Annotated in this window: 14 protein-coding genes; 9 read left to right on the top strand and 5 right to left on the bottom strand. The window is 68.2% G+C overall.

All coding sequences use genetic code 11. The features are described 5' to 3' along the window. Positions 1-128: 128 nt before the first annotated feature. Positions 129-1,751 carry an HNH endonuclease signature motif containing protein gene (locus LEL84_RS02730; protein WP_226513268.1) on the bottom strand — a complete coding sequence of 541 codons (1,623 nt, stop codon included), beginning with the start codon at positions 1,749-1,751 and terminating at the stop codon, positions 129-131. 217 nt (positions 1,752-1,968) lie between these two features. Further along, positions 1,969-2,892 carry a manganese-dependent inorganic pyrophosphatase gene (locus LEL84_RS02735; RefSeq protein ID WP_159370766.1) on the bottom strand — a complete coding sequence of 308 codons (924 nt, stop codon included), beginning with the start codon at positions 2,890-2,892 and terminating at the stop codon, positions 1,969-1,971. A 137-nt stretch (positions 2,893-3,029) separates the two neighbouring features. On the opposite strand from LEL84_RS02735, the gene LEL84_RS02740 reads away from it, so the two are divergent. Further along, the gene (locus tag LEL84_RS02740) at positions 3,030-4,460 is read left to right on the top strand and encodes an MFS transporter (RefSeq protein WP_226513269.1); all 1,431 of its coding nucleotides are present in this window, start codon (positions 3,030-3,032) and stop codon (positions 4,458-4,460) included. On the opposite strand, the gene LEL84_RS02745 is transcribed toward LEL84_RS02740, so the two are convergent. Further along, entirely contained in the window at positions 4,373-5,227 is an 855-nt protein-coding gene (locus LEL84_RS02745) for an alpha/beta fold hydrolase (protein ID WP_068970058.1), read from the bottom strand. The genes LEL84_RS02740 and LEL84_RS02745 overlap by 88 nt on opposite strands. Positions 5,228-5,345: 118 nt before the next feature. Between LEL84_RS02745 and LEL84_RS02750 the strand changes: the two genes are divergently transcribed. The 5 genes from LEL84_RS02750 (at position 5,346) to hisG (ending at position 8,629) form a co-directional block, all read left to right on the top strand. Next, on the top strand, positions 5,346-5,816 hold the full coding sequence (locus LEL84_RS02750) for a CinA family protein (protein ID WP_137810644.1): 471 nt from the start codon (positions 5,346-5,348) through the stop codon (positions 5,814-5,816). A gap of 65 nt (positions 5,817-5,881) precedes the next feature. Then, positions 5,882-6,682 carry a helix-turn-helix transcriptional regulator gene (locus LEL84_RS02755; protein WP_058250424.1) on the top strand — a complete coding sequence of 267 codons (801 nt, stop codon included), beginning with the start codon at positions 5,882-5,884 and terminating at the stop codon, positions 6,680-6,682. Positions 6,683-6,762: 80 nt separating this feature from the next. After that, entirely contained in the window at positions 6,763-7,434 is a 672-nt protein-coding gene (locus tag LEL84_RS02760; RefSeq protein ID WP_065632235.1) for an HAD family hydrolase, read from the top strand. Continuing rightward, on the top strand, positions 7,431-7,694 hold the full coding sequence (locus LEL84_RS02765) for a phosphoribosyl-ATP diphosphatase (RefSeq protein ID WP_014926729.1): 264 nt from the start codon (positions 7,431-7,433) through the stop codon (positions 7,692-7,694). The genes LEL84_RS02760 and LEL84_RS02765 overlap by 4 nt, the downstream gene beginning before the upstream one ends. Before the next feature lie 89 nt (positions 7,695-7,783). Continuing rightward, positions 7,784-8,629, top strand: coding sequence for an ATP phosphoribosyltransferase (gene hisG, locus LEL84_RS02770; protein WP_065632205.1), 846 nt, complete (start codon positions 7,784-7,786; stop codon positions 8,627-8,629). A gap of 78 nt (positions 8,630-8,707) precedes the next feature. Here hisG and LEL84_RS02775 read toward each other — a convergent pair whose 3' ends face one another. Then, positions 8,708-9,553 (bottom strand): thioesterase family protein, encoded by an 846-nt coding sequence (locus tag LEL84_RS02775; protein ID WP_159370769.1) that lies wholly within the window; start codon positions 9,551-9,553, stop codon positions 8,708-8,710. A gap of 67 nt (positions 9,554-9,620) precedes the next feature. After that, positions 9,621-10,505, bottom strand: a complete 885-nt coding sequence (locus tag LEL84_RS02780; RefSeq protein ID WP_159370770.1) for a RecB family exonuclease — start codon at positions 10,503-10,505, stop codon at positions 9,621-9,623. A 203-nt stretch (positions 10,506-10,708) separates the two neighbouring features. Here LEL84_RS02780 and LEL84_RS02785 point away from each other — a divergent pair, with 203 nt between their 5' ends. The 3 genes from LEL84_RS02785 (at position 10,709) to LEL84_RS02795 (ending at position 16,208) form a co-directional block, all read left to right on the top strand. Continuing rightward, on the top strand, positions 10,709-11,539 hold the full coding sequence (locus tag LEL84_RS02785; RefSeq protein ID WP_159370771.1) for a tRNA (adenine-N1)-methyltransferase: 831 nt from the start codon (positions 10,709-10,711) through the stop codon (positions 11,537-11,539). A 199-nt stretch (positions 11,540-11,738) separates the two neighbouring features. Beyond that, the gene (gene arc, locus LEL84_RS02790; protein WP_058250428.1) at positions 11,739-13,556 is read left to right on the top strand and encodes a proteasome ATPase; all 1,818 of its coding nucleotides are present in this window, start codon (positions 11,739-11,741) and stop codon (positions 13,554-13,556) included. A 117-nt stretch (positions 13,557-13,673) separates the two neighbouring features. Beyond that, on the top strand, positions 13,674-16,208 hold the full coding sequence (locus LEL84_RS02795) for an FHA domain-containing protein (RefSeq protein ID WP_165630848.1): 2,535 nt from the start codon (positions 13,674-13,676) through the stop codon (positions 16,206-16,208). Positions 16,209-16,231: the final 23 nt, after the last annotated feature.

Here is a 16,231-nt window from a genome sequence, read left to right on the forward strand (position 1 = left end):
CGCCAAGCTACTCACCAGCCGCCGCAGACACTGAGGTATGAGGAGCGATAGCCGCCGGGCCGAGCAAGCGACGAAGGAGCACGTCGAGGTCGGCGAGCTACGACGGGTCCTCTTGCGTAGCAGCGCAGTCAGTTGCGTGCGAGGAGCTCGGCTAGGAATGCTTCGACGAGGGAGGGTTGGAGCTGTCGTTGGCCGGGTCGGGTTGGTCTCACGTCGATGACGTGGCTGGTTCTCGACCATGAGCGACGCGCGTCGTCGTGGTGCCGGTTGTTCGGGCGCGCGTGATCACCGGACCGCGTTGGTGGTCCGTGGATCTGTTCGCGCACGGTGTTCAGGTGTTGTGTGAATCGCCGGGGTATGTCGGGTCGGCGGTTGAGGCGTTCGGGGTTGGGTGGTGCGCCGGGTTCGGCGTTGAGTCGCCAGAGGCAGCGGCCTTCGTCGGGTCCGGACCGGGCGATGCGGGTGGTGTACTGCCCGGGTTGGTCACCGACCATGCGGTTATGACGGGGACAGGCTGGGGCGAGGTCGTCGATGTCGGTGAGACCACCCTTGGCCCAGTCCTTCTGGGCGTGATGAAGCTCGACGTGGGTGGCGGGCTGATCACACCCGGGCGTCGAGCACACCTCGCCGTCGGGGCGGGCGAAGGAGACGAGGCGTTGTTCGCGGGTGGCGAGTCGTTTCCCGCGCCCGAAGTGCAGCGGGACGGCGGTGGCGTTTTTGAAGATCGCCAACCACGGTTGGACCTCACCGGCCATCGCGATCAGGTCCGGGATGGGCAGCACGGTGCCGGTGGCGGTGGTCGCGAGTCCGGCTTCGCGGATGAGGTCGTTGAGGTCGGCTTTGACGATCAGTTGCACGGGCAATCCGCGGTGCGACTTTCCAAGGGTCCCGTCGGCGAAACCTGCGGCCAGGGCGGCGTCGAGCGCGTCGTGATTGATCTGCGCGGGAGTACGGCTGTCACGGTCGGCTGCGGTGGTCAGGGCGTCGGGGTCAGCGGTCCCGGCGGGTCCGGACGGTGAGTGGGGGTCGTCGGGGTTGTTGAGTCCGGGTTTACCCCAGACCGCGAACATCATCGTCAACCGGGCGGCGAGTTCGGGGGTGAGGGTGCCCGAGATCTTGGCGGTGCCATCGGCGCGTTGCCGACCGATCCACAGGTTGCGGCGTCGTTTCTGGTCGGTGTCATCAGCCAATGTGCCGTCGGGATCGAGGTGTGCCAGCAGCCGGGCACCGAGTTGGGTGATGTCGGCGGGTGTGTGGTCGGTGGCGATCTCGGCCATCTGTCGCTCGGCCGCGACTTTCACGTCGTGGTCGATTCCGTGGGGAATCTGGTCGAGGACATCGAGGGCGGCCTGCACGTGCGCGGAACCGACCGCTCCTGCGGCGAAAGCCTCAGCCAGGGTCGGGTTTTCGGGTTCCAGTATGTCGCCGCCGAGGCTGGTGCGGGTCGCGGTGGCGTCCATTTGCTTACGGCGTCGCATCGGGTTCGACACTCGTAGCCGGTGGGTCATGTACTGCATGAGTGTTCGGCACCCGGCTTTGCGGGGCAGGTCGCGGGCCTCGACCTGATCGATCTGCCGGTCACCGGCAACAGTCAACCGTGCGATCGCTTTCTCGGTATCGGCTGCCACTTCGGCCAACTCGGCATCGGTGCACGGCCCCAGGTTGACCGTCTGCAACTCGTCCACGATGCGGTGGAGGTCGGCAATCAACTCGACGGCACGCGGCTGCGGCGTCGCTGATCCGTCAGACATGGCCACCCCCCAAGTACCGTAGCTGCGAATGTACGTTCGAGTTTACACCACAGCCGGCATCTCGCAACCCGAAAGTTTCTGTTGTGCAACGGTATTCGTCGGGACAACTTGTCGGTGCTGTGTGGTAGATGGGGGGCGCCTGTTTGCGTTGTCCTCGAATTATGTTGTTACGAGTCCTCTCTCGACAGCGGATGTGCGCGGGGAGGCCAGAGACCGCTCAGACGTCCAGCACTTCGGTCAACTGCGGGACGATCTGCTTCTTGCGCGAGACGACGCCTTTGCCGAAGGCATGGCCGTCCGCCACGGTGACCCCGAGTGCCTGTTCGACCGCCGAGGCGGGTTCGCCGACCACCAGCAGATCCGAGTCGGCCTTGATCACATCGGTGATGAGCAGGAGGTAGAGGTCGTAGCCGGCTGCCTCCTTCTCGGCGGCCATCGCCGTCAGGAACTCGTCGCGGCGTGCGAGCACCTCGGCGGAGTCGACCGTGGTGATCTGCGAGACCCGCACCGTCTTCGGCCCCATTTCGAAGCTCTTGGAGTCCCGTCCGATGATCGCCGACACCGGCTCGTCGCCGAGCGCGGTCCCGGCCCGTAGAAGCGCGTCGCCGTACTCGTCGACGTCGACGCCCGCGATCGCGGCGAGCTCCGCGGCGGCGGCACGGTCAGCGTCGGTGCAGGTGGGGGAGTTGAACAACAGGGTGTCGGAGATGATCGCCGACAGCATGATGCCCGCCTCTGGGCGCGGGATCTCGACCCCGTTCTCCGCATACATCCGGGTGAGGATCGTGCAGGTGCATCCGACCGGTTCGACGCGCATGTACAGCGGCGCAGCCGTCTCGAAATTGGCGATCCGATGGTGGTCGATGACTTTCAGGACGGTCACGTCGGTGATGTCGGCGACGCTCTGCTGGCGCTCGTTGTGGTCGACGAGCATGACCTCCGCCGGCGCGGCCGTTTCGATGACGCGCGGTGCGTCGAGTCCGAAATGGTCCAAGGCGAAGGCGGTTTCGAGACTCGGCCGGCCCAGGGCGACGGCCTCGACATCGCTGCCCAGCGCGGCTTCGAGGTGGGCGAGGCCGATCGCAGCCCCGATGGCATCGGTGTCGGGGTTGCGGTGTCCGAACACCAGGATCTTCGACATGGGACCTCGGCTTTCTCCTCGGCGGTGCGCGTGGGCCCAGACTACGACGATCCCGGCGCCTCGCGGTCTCGTTCCCGGTGGGCATGATCCTCACCGGGTCGGCGCCTGCCCCGGGGTCGGCGTTCTACATTGGCTCCATGTCCACGACCGGGCGTCGATGCGTCATCCTGGTCGTCTGCTGTCTGAGCATGTTCCTCGTCGGCCTCGACATCTCCGCGGTCAACGTGGCGCTGCCGTCGATCGGTGCCGATCTCGACGCCACGCCGTCTCAGCTCCAGTGGGTGGTCGACTCGTACACGCTGGTCGTCGCGAGCCTGCTCATCCTCGGCGGCACCACCGGCGACCGGCTTGGTCGCAGACGCATCTTCGGGGTCGGCCTCGCGATTTTCGGAACCGGGTCGGTGCTCTGCGCGGTGTCGCCGACACCGGAGGTGCTCATCACGGCCCGGGCCGTCCAGGCGGTCGGTGGCTCGATGCTGAACCCGGTGGCCCTGTCGATCGTGACCACTGTGTTCACCGAGCCGAAGGCGCGTGCGCGGGCGATCGGGTTGTGGGGAAGTGCATTCGGGGCGAGTCTGGCCTTCGGCCCGGTCGTCGGTGGTGCGCTGGTCTCCGGCCTGGGCTGGCAGGCGATCTTCGTGCTCAATGTCCCGGTGTGCGTGCTCGCCCTCGTTCTCAGCCGGCGGTACGTCCCCGAGTCGAGGGCGCCACAGCCTCGACGGGCCGATGTGGTGGGTCAGCTGTTGATCCTCGTGCTGTTGGGAACCGTGACGTTCGGGATCATCGAAGGGCATGTGCTGGGCTGGGGGTCCGGCGTCATCGTCGGCTGTTTTGCGGTCGCTGCGTGCTCGTCTGTGGTTCTCGTCTGGTACGAGTTGCGCCGCGACGAGCCGCTCCTGGACCCGCGGTTCTTCGGCAGTGTGCCGTTCACCGTCGCGGTCGTGTGCGCAGTCATCGCGTTCGCGGCGACCGGCGGGTTCCTGTTCCTCAACACCCTGTACCTGCAAGAGGTACGCGGACTGAGTCCGCTCGGCGCGGGTCTGAGGCTGATCCCGATGGCTCTGGCCGCCGCGTGCTGCGCGCCGGTCTCGGGACGCCTCGTCGCCGCGCGGGGGTCCCGGCCGCCACTGTTCGCGGGCGGGATCGGGATGGCCGCGGGCGGAGTGCTTCTCCTCGGCGTCGGACCGGATACCCCGTTCACCTACCTCGACTCGGCCTACCTCGTGTTCGGCATCGGCTTCGGACTGGTCAACGCGCCCATCACGAATGCCGCGGTGTCGGGCATGCCGCGGACCCAGGCGGGACTCGCCTCCGCGATGGCCTCCACCGGGCGCCAGGTCGGGACGGCGCTGGGCGTGGCGGTGTCCGGTGCCATCGCGTTCTCTGGACGGGTGGGAACGGTGGCCGACGACCTGAGCGCCACCGCACGACCGTTCTGGATGGCGGTGTCACTGTGCGGCATGGCGATCGCCGTGCTGGCCTATCTCGCCACCGGCGCCTGGGCGGAACGAACCGCCGTGCGCACACGCGACCGCGTCGAGTCCCGATCGGGCTCCTGGACGGCGTGAGATTCCCACCATCGCGCGATCAGCTCGACGATCCCGTCAGGCGTCCGCGTCCATCCGAGGTGCGTCGCGACGCCCCCGGCCGGACCGTCGGAGGCCCGGTAACACAGTGTCGACATCGCGTCCTTGTCGAACGCCGCGTCGTAGGCGTCCGCGGCGCGGCCGGACACCACCTCGTCGTCGTGCAACCGGATCGACAACGCTCGCACCGCGATTCGGGAGTCGAGTGCGAACGGCGCCCACCCGGTCAGCACCATGCGCGCCCATTCCCGCATCAGCGTGCGCGGCGTCGGACCGCCGAAGCCGCGTCGTGGCCACCGGCCGAGCACCGCCGCGACCGGCGTCACCGACGCGGCCAGTGCGGCGAGCGGGATTCCGCGTGCGCCGTAGTGTCGGAAGTGGGGGACCGAGGCGCCGATCGCCACGATCCCGTCGGGAGCACGATCGGTCCGTGACGTCACGATCGCTGCCAGCTGTGCACCCAGGCTGTGACCGAGCACCAGGACCCTCGTCTCCGGGGTTTCGGTCCGGGCGGCGGTCACGGCGTCGGCCAGGTCGTCCGCCTCGTCGGCATAGGACCAGTCGGAACGTCGAGACGGTGGCTCGCTTCCCTCCTCGATCCCTCGCCGAGGGACGATCACGACGTCGAATCCGGCTCTGCTCAGGGCCTCCGTCAAGCGCCGGTACACACGCGCCGGCACTCCCATCGCCGGCGAGATCAACACCGTCGTGTGCCGTGTGCGAACGGGGTCGTTCTCGATGCGGGTCATGTCCCCAACGTCTCGCACCCGCGCCGCCGGCACCACTACCTACCAGGTAGTCGTTTCACGGCGCGGCCCTGTGGATACCAACCAGGGATGGTCGACGCGGACACGGAGGGAGCGACAGATGTCGGATGTGAGTGACTTCTCGGAGACCTGCAAGCGCGTGGCGGACGCCGCGATGGAAGCAGGCGTCCGGATCGCGGTCGCCGAATCGCTGACCGGCGGGAACCTGGCAACCGAACTGAGCAAGGCGCCGAACGCGGGTACGTGGTTCCGCGGCGGGGTCGTGGCCTACCACAAGGACGTCAAGTACGACCTGCTCGACGTGCCCGAGGGGCCGGTCGTGAGCGAGACCGCGGCGCGCGCGATGGTGGCGTCGACCGCCCGGTTGTTCGACGCCGACCTCGTCGTCGCGGTGACCGGTGAGGCCGGTCCCGAACCCGACGAGGCGGCACCGGGAACGGTGTGGTTCGGACTGGATCACCGTGGCCGCGTCAGCGCCTCCCGGGAAGTGTTCGACGGCGAACCCGAAGAGGTCCTCGCCCAGACGATCGGACACTCGTTGGAGTTGATCGAGTCCTGCCTACGGTCCTGATCGCCGGGCGACCGTTACCCGTGAGGTAGTCGCCGCGCTTCCGCCCGGGACCTACCATGACTCCCATGACCGTCGAGGTGGGAAGCATGCTGCGGCAGTGGCGCTCTCGCCGCTCGTTGAGCCAGCTGGATCTCGCGTACGAGGTCGGTGTCTCGCCGCGTCACCTCAGCTTCGTCGAGACCGGCCGGTCACGCCCGAGTCCGGCGCTGCTCGAGGCGCTCTCCGAGCGGCTCGATGTTCCACTGCGGGAACGAAATTCGCTGCTCCTCGCTGCCGGGCACGCACCCCGCTACAGCGAGGAACCGCTCGACTCGGACACGATGGCCCACGTCCGGTCGTCGGTCCAGCGATTGCTCGACGCCCACAACCCGAACATGGGCATGGCGCTCGACCGGACCTGGAACGTCGTGCTGGCCAACGACACCGCGCTCACCCTTCTCGAGTTGTTGCCGCCCGAACTGCAGACCGGACCGGTCAACCTGTTCCGGGTGTCGCTGCATCCGGACGGATTCGCGCGGGCCACGCACAACTTCGACGAGTGGGCGACCTACCTGCTCGAGTTGCTCCGGCGGATGGCGCGGATCACCGGCGATCCGCGCCTCGCCGACCTCGAACGGGAGGTCTCGGGATATCCGACCGTCGCCGCACTCGACGGACGTCTCGCCCGCGACCGTGCCGGAGTCGGGGGACAACCGCAGTTGCTGGTGCCGTTCCGGCTCGCCCTCGGCGACCAGGTGCTGTCGTTTTTCAGCACCCTCACGACGTTCGGCTCCCCACGCGATGTCACCCTCGAGGAGCTGACCATCGAGCTGTTCTACCCCGCCGACGAGCCCACCGAGCGGTGGGTTGCGATGATGCAGGGGTGACCGACACCGCCCCCACCGTCTCCACCGCCGGCCCCACCTCACCCTCGGGTGCGCGACTCCCCGCTGCCGTGCTGTGGGACATGGACGGCACGCTGCTCGACTCCGAACCGATCTGGGACGTCGCGATGGCGGAACTGGCCGCCCGGCACGGCATCGTCATGTCACCGGAACTCCGCGAATCCACTCTCGGGAACTCGCTGCCGGACGCATTGGCGAAGGTGCATGACGCGGCCGGTCTGTCCGCCGCGGAGCGCGATCCCGATGCCGACGGACGCTGGACCCTCGATCGGGTCGCCGAACTGTTCGCCGACGACCTGCCGTGGCGTCCCGGCGCACCCGAAGCACTCGACCTGGTGGCCGGGGCCGGGATCCCCATGGTGCTGGTGACGAACACGGTGCGGGAGTTGACCGAGGTGGCCCTGGAGACCATCGGGCGTGGACGCTTCACCACGACGGTCTGCGGCGACGAGGTGGCGGTGGGCAAACCCGCGCCCGATCCCTACCTGCGCGCGGCGGAACTACTCGGTGTCCCGTCGGCCGACTGTCTGGCCGTCGAGGACTCGCCGACCGGCGCCCAGGCGGCATCGGCGGCCGGATGTCCGACGCTCGTCGTCGAGTCCGCGGCACCGGTCGAGCCGGGTCGGCTGCGCGTCTTCCGGACCAGTCTGGTCGGGCTGGACCTCGACGATGTCGCCGGTGCATGGACCGGCGGTCTCGCGCGCATCTCGACATGCAAAAATGAGGAATCGTGAAGACTTTCGAGGAGCTGTTCGCCGAACTCAGCGACAAGGCGCAGAGCCGTCCCGAGGGTTCGGGTACCGTCGCCGCCCTCGACTCCGGTGTCCACACCCTGGGCAAGAAGATCATCGAAGAGGCTGGTGAGGTCTGGCTCGCCGCCGAACACGAATCCGACGAGTCGCTCGGCGAGGAGATCTCGCAGCTCGTCTACTGGCTGCAGGTGATGATGATCAAACGGGGACTGACGCTGCAGGACGTGTACCGACATCTGTGACCGGTTGACCCGGTCCGGACTCAGTCCACACGACACAGTTCTGCTCCATCCCCGCGCCCGCAGGCGCACTCCACGAAAAGGACAACGAGATGCTGAGAGTGGCCGTACCCAACAAGGGTGCGCTCTCCGAATCCGCGTCGGCCATCCTCTCCGAGGCCGGCTATCGCCGCCGGACCGACGCCAAGGACCTCACGGTCCTCGACAACAACAACGACGTCGAGTTCTTCTTCCTGCGTCCCAAGGACATCGCGATCTACGTCGCCTCCGGCCGGCTCGACCTGGGCATCACCGGACGTGACCTCGCCCGCGACTCCGGTGCCGAGGTCGGCGAACAGCTGGCCATGGGCTTCGGCTCGTCGACCTTCCGTTACGCGGCTCCGGCCGACCAGCAGTGGGCAGTGGCCGATCTCGCGGGCAAACGCATCGCCACGTCGTACCCGAACCTCGTGCGCGAGGACCTGGCCGGTCATGGCATCACCGCCGACATCATCCGGCTCGACGGTGCGGTCGAGATCTCGATCCAGCTCGGTGTCGCCGACGCGATCGCCGACGTCGTCGGTTCCGGTCGCACGTTGCGTCAGCACGGCCTGGTGGCGTTCGGTGAATCGCTGTGCGACTCCGAGGCGGTCCTGATCTCCCGACGCGACGCCGACCTCACCAAGGCCGAACGGCAGTTCGTCGCCCGAGTGCAGGGCGTGGTGTTCGGACAGCAGTACGTGATGATCGACTACGACTGCCCCCGTTCGCTTCTCGATCAGGCGTCGGCGCTCACGCCGGGCCTCGAGTCGCCGACCGTGGCGCCCATGGCCGACCCGGACTGGGTCGCGGTCCGCGCAATGGTGCCCCGCAAGGACCACCAGAACCTCATGGACGAGCTGTCCGAGCTCGGCGCCAAGGCCATCCTGGCGACGGACATCCGGTCCTGCCGGTTCTAGCGGAGGCAGATCCACCCATTTTCGGCAAACCCACCAGCTGCGAGCTGGTGGGTTTGCCGATTAGTGGTGGGTTTGTGGCTATTGCACCGCGCTGAGCATCACCGTCTGGGCCGACCGGCCGATGTGGCCGGAGGCGTCGTAGAGGTCGGCGAAGGTGCTGCCGAACCCGTCCGGACCGGCGATCATGTGGGCGTCGATGCCGACCCACGGTCCGCTCGGGACGCGCGTCAGGTGCACGGTGGTGTCGGTGTTCATCCACGTCCACCGATTCGGGCGGAGTCGGGTGCCCAACCCGTTGGCGACGTCGATGACGGTGAACATCGACTCCAGGTCCTCGGTCTTCTCGTCGGCGACGAGCGGGATCGCCGGCCGCAGCCACACCGCGGGAGTCGAGCCGTTGCGCCCCTCGGCCCGGACCGACTCGATGGTGCCGATGAACCCGAGGGTGCCCCAGTCGACCGCCTCGCCGTTGTCGTCGGAGAAGCCGATCACCGCCTTCGACTCGTCCGGTCCGGGCGTCAGGGGATCGGGACCGTTCGCGATCTCGGCGGTGTCGGCGACGCGGAGCCGCCACCCCACCGAGCGGGCGGCGGCGCGGAACGTCCCGTCGGCCTGCTGCACCTGCAGTTCGGTCTCGACGAGGCTGATCTGGCGGCCCGGCCGCACGACCCGGGCGACGACCCGGTTGACGCCCAGCCCGACCGGGCCGAGGATCTCGGTGGTCACGCGTGTGAAGTGCTGCGCCGGGTCGGGCTGGCACCGCAGCAACGACCGCATCAGGAGGGCCGACGGGGGACCACCGTGCTGCATCGTCGGCGACCACACGCTCAGCGTCGCCTCGGTCGGGCGGAAGTACTCGAAGTCGCCCTCGTCACGGGCAGCATCCGACGGGGCATCGATGGGTTCGTAGTACGAGTTCTCCACCCGAGTCACTCTATGACTGCCGACATAATGGGTCGGGGCGGGGGCGTCCCGCGGACGTCGGGGCTGCTCAGGCCGCGAAACCCGCCGGGGGACCGGGGTACGGCGGGATGACGCCCCCGAACTCCGGACACCGGGCGCGGTGCTCACAGAACTTGCACGACCACGACTTCTTCGGCCGGAAGTCGCCCGAGGCCACGGCCGTGCGGATCGCCTGCCAGATCGCGCGCAGGGTGCGCTCGAAGCGGAGCAGCTCGTCACGGTCCGGGCGATAGATCAGCTGTTGCCCGTCGGAGAGGTACATCAGCTGCAACCGGGCGGGAACGACTCCGCGGGTGCGCAGGATCGCGAGCGCGTAGAACTTCATCTGGAACAACGCCTTGGCCTCGTACGCCTCACCCGGCGACCGCCCGGTCTTGTAGTCGACGACGCGTATCTCGCCGGTCGGCGCGACGTCGATGCGGTCGATGAACCCCCGCATGAGCATGTCGTCGGCGTCGATCTCGACGTGTTCCTCCACCGCGTCGGCGTCGAAGGCGGTCGGGTTCTCCATCGTGTAGTAGGTGGCGATCAGCTTGTGCGCATCGGCGAGGAACGCGGCCTGGCCGCCTTCGCCGATGACCTTCGCAAGCTCGGGGTCGCCCTCGCACATCGCGGCCCAGGCGCCTTCGACCAGCAACTCGGCCGAGTCCTGCGTGCGGAGCTCGGCCGGGAGGTCGAACAGATTCTCCAGCGCGGCATGGACGACGGTGCCCCTGGTCTGCGCGGTGGTGGGGGTCTCCGGGAAGCGGTCGATCGCACGGTAGCGGTAGAGCAGCGGGCACTGCTTGAAGTCCGCGGCGCGGGACGGCGACAGCGCCAGCGGGCGCCCGACGATCCCTCGCGCATCCGCGTCGGGGCCGTCCGGGGTCCCTGTCGGGGTCGTGCTGGGGGAGGCGTCTCCGACTCCGGTCATCGTGCTCACCCTTCGCAGGGTAGGCGCCGGGCCCGACAGTCCGAGGTCCCGACACTCGGGTCCGCTAGCCGGCCACCCGGGCGGCGCCCTCCCCGCAGCGACACGAGGCAGGACCGGGCCACCTCGTCGGGTAACGTCCACACGGCCCACGAACCCCTGCGCCGAGTCGCGCGGGTTCGGATCGTTCACGAGAGGAAGCACCAGTGCCCACCACCGGACCGTTCGTCGTCGGCGACCGGGTTCAGCTGACCGATGCCAAGGGGCGCAAGTTCACGGTGCTGCTCGACGAGGGAAAGCAGTTCCACACCCACCGCGGTGCCATCTCCCATGACGACCTCATCGGTTCGCCCGAGGGCAGCATCGTCTCCGCGACCAGCGGTACCCAGTATCTGGCGCTGCGCCCGCTGCTCGTCGACTACGTGCTCTCGATGCCGCGCGGGGCCCAGGTCATCTATCCCAAGGACGCCGCCCAGATCGTCCTCGAGGGCGACATCTTCCCGGGCGCCCGCGTCCTCGAAGCCGGTGCCGGCTCCGGCGCGCTGACGTGTTCGCTGCTGCGCGCGGTCGGTGCCGACGGAGAGGTCGTCTCCTTCGAGATCCGGGATGACCACGCCGAGCACGCGATCCGCAACGTCGAGACCTTCTTCGGGGGACGGCCGGACAACTGGCACCTCACCGTCGACGATCTGGCGAACGTGGATCGGAACGAACGGTTCGATCGCGTCATCCTGGACATGCTCGCGCCCTGGGAACCGCTCGACGTCGTGCGGACCGTGTTGAAACCAGGCGGGGTCTTGACGGTCTACGTGGCGACCGTCACCCAGTTGTCCCGGGTGATGGAGGCCCTGCGCGAGCAGGAGTGCTGGACCGAGCCCCGGGCCTGGGAGACGCTCCTCCGCGAGTGGAGCGCGGTGGGCCTCGCGGTGCGTCCCGAGCACAAAATGCAAGGCCACACGGCTTTTCTGATCACGGCCCGGCGCCTTGCCGACGGCACCACCACACTGCGTCCGCAGCGCCGTCCGAGCAAGGGCTGAGCCCGGTCGCGGAGCAACGGCCCGTCGCCGAGCTGTGCGGTGAAACATCGCGAATACGTTGCGAAGACGCACATTTAACACCGTCAACACCGGCGATTGCGCGGTGGACGGCGATTCGCCGTCTCGGCCGGTAGCGTAGGGATACGGCGCGAGCATTCCGATCGAGGGATCGGGTGATTGCCGGCGAGAGGAGTCAGCAATGACCGAATCTGACCGCCACGACGCACTGGGGGACCGCGCGGTTCCCGAGGGCGCCAGTGCATCCGACGAGGGCTTCGTCCCCGCCTACACTCCGCCCCCGCCGCGGAGCGGCACCGAGTCGCCGCTGTCGCGGAGCGGCCCGGACTCGTCTGCGCGCGGCGCAGCCGGCCGGCCGGCCGGGGATCTACAAGAGCGGGTGGACAGCCTCACCGCACGCAACGCGAAGCTGCTCGACACCCTCAAAGAAGCCCGACAGCAACTCGTCGCTCTCCGCGAGGAGGTCGACCGTCTGGGTCAGCCGCCGAGCGGGTACGGCGTCCTGCTGGACGTGCACCCCGACGCCACCGTCGATGTGTTCACCTCGGGCCGCAAGATGCGCCTCACCTGTTCGCCCAACATCGACACCGACCTGCTGACCAAGGGTCAGACCCTGCGTCTGAACGAGGCCCTGACCATCGTCGAGGCCTGTGAATTCGACACCGTCGGCGAGATCAGCACGCTGCGCGAGGTGCTCGGTGACGGCAAACGCGCCCTGGTCGTCGGTCACGCCGACGAGGAGCGGGTGGTCTGGCTGGCCGAACCGCTGCTCGGCGAGGTCGACGGTGAGGACGGTTTGCGTCGCAAGCTGCGTCCCGGCGACTCGCTGCTCATCGACACCAAGGCCGGGTTCGCGTTCGAGCGGGTGCCCAAGGCCGAGGTCGAGGATCTCGTCCTGGAGGAGGTCCCGGACGTCGGTTACGAGGACATCGGTGGCCTGGGCCGCCAGATCGAGCAGATCCGCGACGCCGTCGAACTCCCGTTCCTGCACAAGGACCTGTTCCGCGACTACCAGCTGCGTCCCCCGAAGGGCGTGCTGCTCTACGGTCCGCCCGGCTGTGGCAAGACGCTCATCGCCAAGGCCGTGGCCAACTCCCTGGCGAAGAAGATCGCGCAGGTGCGCGGCGACGACGCCAAGGAGGCGAAGTCGTACTTCCTGAACATCAAGGGCCCCGAGCTGCTCAACAAGTTCGTCGGTGAGACCGAGCGGCACATCCGGCTGATCTTCCAGCGGGCGCGCGAGAAGGCTTCGGAGGGCACGCCGGTCATCGTCTTCTTCGACGAGATGGACTCGATCTTCCGCACGCGCGGGTCGGGCGTCTCCTCGGACGTGGAGACCACCGTCGTCCCGCAGCTGCTCAGTGAGATCGACGGCGTCGAGGGCCTCGAGAACGTCATCGTGATCGGTGCGTCGAATCGCGAGGACATGATCGACCCCGCGATCCTGCGCCCGGGGCGCCTCGACGTGAAGATCAAGATCGAGCGTCCCGACGCCGAGTCCGCGATCGACATCTTCTCCAAGTACCTCACCGAGGAGCTGCCCATCCACGCCGACGACATCGGCGAGTTCGGGGGCGATCGCACGGCCTGCGTCAACGCGATGATCGAGAAGGTCGTCGAGCGGATGTACGCCGAGAGCGAGGACAACCGGTTCCTCGAGGTCACCTACGCCAACGGCGACAAAGAGATCATGTACTTCAAGGACTTCAACTCCGGCGCGATGATCCAGAACGTCGTCGACCGGGCCAAGAAGTACGCGATCAAGTCGCAACTGGACACGGGTGCACCGGGTCTGCGCGTCCAGCATCTCTTCGACTCCATCCTCGACGAGTTCGCGGAGAACGAGGACCTGCCCAACACGACCAACCCCGACGACTGGGCCCGGATCTCGGGCAAGAAGGGCGAGCGGATCGTGTACATCCGCACGCTGGTCACGGGCAAGAGTGCGGGCGCGAGCCGGGCCATCGACACCGAGACGAACACGGGTCAGTACCTGTAGCGACAGTGGTCTCGACCGAGCAGACAGCCGACTCCCACGGGGTCGGCTGTCTGCTCGACAGAATCGCGTGAACAGCGCCGTCAAGCACTAGAGTTGTCGGCGATGAACAGCACATCGATGGCGCGTGGACGAGTGATCGTCGACGGTGGGGCGCCGCATCCACTGGGCGGCGCTCAGCGCATCACCCTGGGGCGTGAGCCCGACAACGACATCGTGATCAACCATCCGATGGTGTCGCGTCGGCATCTCGCCATCGAGTGGCGCGGTACGGCCTGGTGTCTCGTCGACATCGGCAGCACCAACGGCTTCTTCGTCAACGGCCGGCGGATGGCCGAGTTCATGGTGCCCGGTACGACCCAGGTACGCCTCGGCGACGTGAACACGGGTCCGGTCGTCGACCTCGTGGTCGACGTGCCCGCATCCGGCGGCCGGCCGCCCTCGAGTGGTCCCGGGCGCAGCGCGCCGTCCCGGCCGGGCCCGCCGGTCTCGCGTCCGATGCAGTCGGGCCACCCGCCGTCAGGTCCTCGCTCGGCGTGGTTCCCGGGCGCGGCCGTCCCGGCCTCCGGCCAGATGCCCGCCCACGCACCGGGCGGGCGACAGTACCGAGTGGACCCGATGCCGCAGGAAGTCCTGAGCGCGCCGCATCTGCAGGCGCTGCAACAGAACGTGTCGGCGGTCTACCGCCTGCCCGGCGCGTCGACACCGCCCGAGCGCGAGTCGATCTCGCTCCGCGGAGTCCAGCGAATCGGACGCACGCCCGACAACGACATCGTCGTCAGCGACGTCCTGGCGTCTCGGCACCACGCACAGGTGTCCAGCCGCGGGGCTGCCCTCGTGATCGAGGACCTCGGCAGCGTCAACGGAACCTTCGTCAACGGCCGGCGGGTGTCGAGCGCGCAACTGACCGACGGCGACGTCGTCACCATCGGCAACAGCGACTTCGTGGTGTCCGGCGGCACGCTGATGCGCGGGCAGGAGAGCGCCGCGGTCGCCGACGGCCTCCACGTCCACGGTGTGAGTCTCGTCGTGGACGGCGGGAAGCGTCTGCTCGCCGACGTGGACTTCAGCGCCAGTCCGGGCACGCTGACCGCGGTGATCGGCCCCTCGGGCGCGGGTAAGTCGACGGTGTCGAAGATCGCGGCCGGACTCAACTCACCGACGAGCGGCCTGGTCACCTTCGAGAGCCGCAACGTCCACGCCGAATACGACGCTCTGCGCACCCGCATCGGCATGGTGCCGCAGAAGGACGTCCTGCACCACAAGCTCACGCTCCGGCAGGCCTTGCGCTACGCCGCGGAACTGCGCCTGCCACCCGACCTCTCGGAGGCCGATCGGGACCGGGTCATCGACGGGGTGCTCAGCGAGCTGCAGCTGACCGAGCATGTCGACACCCGCGTGGAGAAGCTGTCCGGCGGCCAGCAGAAGCGCGCATCGGTCGCGATGGAGTTGCTGACGGGTCCGTCACTGCTCATCCTCGACGAACCGACCTCCGGTCTCGACCCCGCACTCGACCGGCAGGTGATGGCCACCCTCCGCCGGCTCGCCGACGCCGGGCGTGTGGTCCTCGTGGTCACGCACTCGCTGACCTATCTGTCCATGTGCGACCAGGTGCTGCTGCTGGCGCCCGGCGGCAAGACGTCCTTCTGCGGCCCGCCCGGACAGGTCGAGGGGGAGATGGGCACCTCCGACTGGGCAGAGATCTTCGCGTACGTCGCCGATCAGCCGGACACCGCACACATGCGGTACCTTGACCGGCACCGCCGAGCGCCGAATCCGCCGCCGCCCCAGCGTCCTCCCGGGCCACCGATACCGGTGCCGCACACGAGCTTCACCCGCCAGTCGTCGACCATCGCCCGACGCCAGGTACGGCTCATCTTCGCCGACGTCGGCTATCTCGTCTTCCTCGTGCTGCTACCCGTCGTGCTCGGCCTGCTCACCTTGGTGATCCCGGGTTCGAGCGGGTTCGCCCGCCTCGAGGTGATCCCGAACGCGCCGCCACCGAAGGACGGCGCGGAGGCGATCCAGATCCTCGTCGTGCTCGTCGTCGGGGCCGCGTTCATGGGGGCCGCGCTGACCGTGCGCGATCTCGTCGGGGAGCGCGACATCTTCGAACGCGAGCGCGCCGTCGGGTTGCGGCCCGGCGCATACCTTTTCGCCAAGATCGTGGTGTTCTTCGTCGCCGCGGTGCTGCAGACGATCATCATGGTCGGCATCACCTTCGCCGGTCGGGGGCTGCCCGACTTCGGCGGTCCGATCCTCCCGCCGCCGCTGGCGTTGCTCGTCGCGGTGGCCGTCCTCGCCTGCGTGAGCACGCTCGTCGGTCTCGCGATCTCGTCGGCGGTCAAATCCAACGAGCAGGTCATGCCGCCGCTGGTCATCGTCGTGATGGTCCAGTTGGTGTTCTGCGGCGGCCTGTTCAAACTCGACGGCATCGGACTCGAACAGCTGTCGTGGATCTTCCCGTCGTTCTGGGGGTATGTCGCCGCGGCCGGCAGCGTGGACCTCTACAACATCAATGTGGCCGCGCCGCAGCGCATCACGCTGTGGGAGACATCGGTCGCGCACACCGCACTCGCCTACGGGGTGCTCGCGGTGATCAGCGCGCTGCTGCTCGCCTTCACCTATTCGCGGCTGCGATTGAAGAAGCGCTGACGAGGCTCATAGCCGGCTTCCCC

This window comes from Gordonia sp. WA4-43 (assembly GCF_020520305.1).
GTDB classification, from domain to species: Bacteria; Actinomycetota; Actinomycetes; order Mycobacteriales; family Mycobacteriaceae; genus Gordonia; species Gordonia hongkongensis.

Coding starts and splice junctions, on each gene's coding strand:
- LEL84_RS02730 (WP_226513268.1), bottom strand. CDS start 1,751: ATGTCTGACGGATCAGCGACGCCGCAGCCGCGTGCCGTCGAGTTGATT.
- LEL84_RS02735 (WP_159370766.1), bottom strand. CDS start 2,892: ATGTCGAAGATCCTGGTGTTCGGACACCGCAACCCCGACACCGATGCC.
- LEL84_RS02740 (WP_226513269.1), top strand. CDS start 3,030: ATGTCCACGACCGGGCGTCGATGCGTCATCCTGGTCGTCTGCTGTCTG.
- LEL84_RS02745 (WP_068970058.1), bottom strand. CDS start 5,227: ATGACCCGCATCGAGAACGACCCCGTTCGCACACGGCACACGACGGTG.
- LEL84_RS02750 (WP_137810644.1), top strand. CDS start 5,346: ATGTCGGATGTGAGTGACTTCTCGGAGACCTGCAAGCGCGTGGCGGAC.
- LEL84_RS02755 (WP_058250424.1), top strand. CDS start 5,882: ATGACCGTCGAGGTGGGAAGCATGCTGCGGCAGTGGCGCTCTCGCCGC.
- LEL84_RS02760 (WP_065632235.1), top strand. CDS start 6,763: ATGGACGGCACGCTGCTCGACTCCGAACCGATCTGGGACGTCGCGATG.
- hisG (WP_065632205.1), top strand. CDS start 7,784: ATGCTGAGAGTGGCCGTACCCAACAAGGGTGCGCTCTCCGAATCCGCG.
- LEL84_RS02780 (WP_159370770.1), bottom strand. CDS start 10,505: ATGACCGGAGTCGGAGACGCCTCCCCCAGCACGACCCCGACAGGGACC.
- arc (WP_058250428.1), top strand. CDS start 11,739: ATGACCGAATCTGACCGCCACGACGCACTGGGGGACCGCGCGGTTCCC.
- LEL84_RS02795 (WP_165630848.1), top strand. CDS start 13,674: ATGGCGCGTGGACGAGTGATCGTCGACGGTGGGGCGCCGCATCCACTG.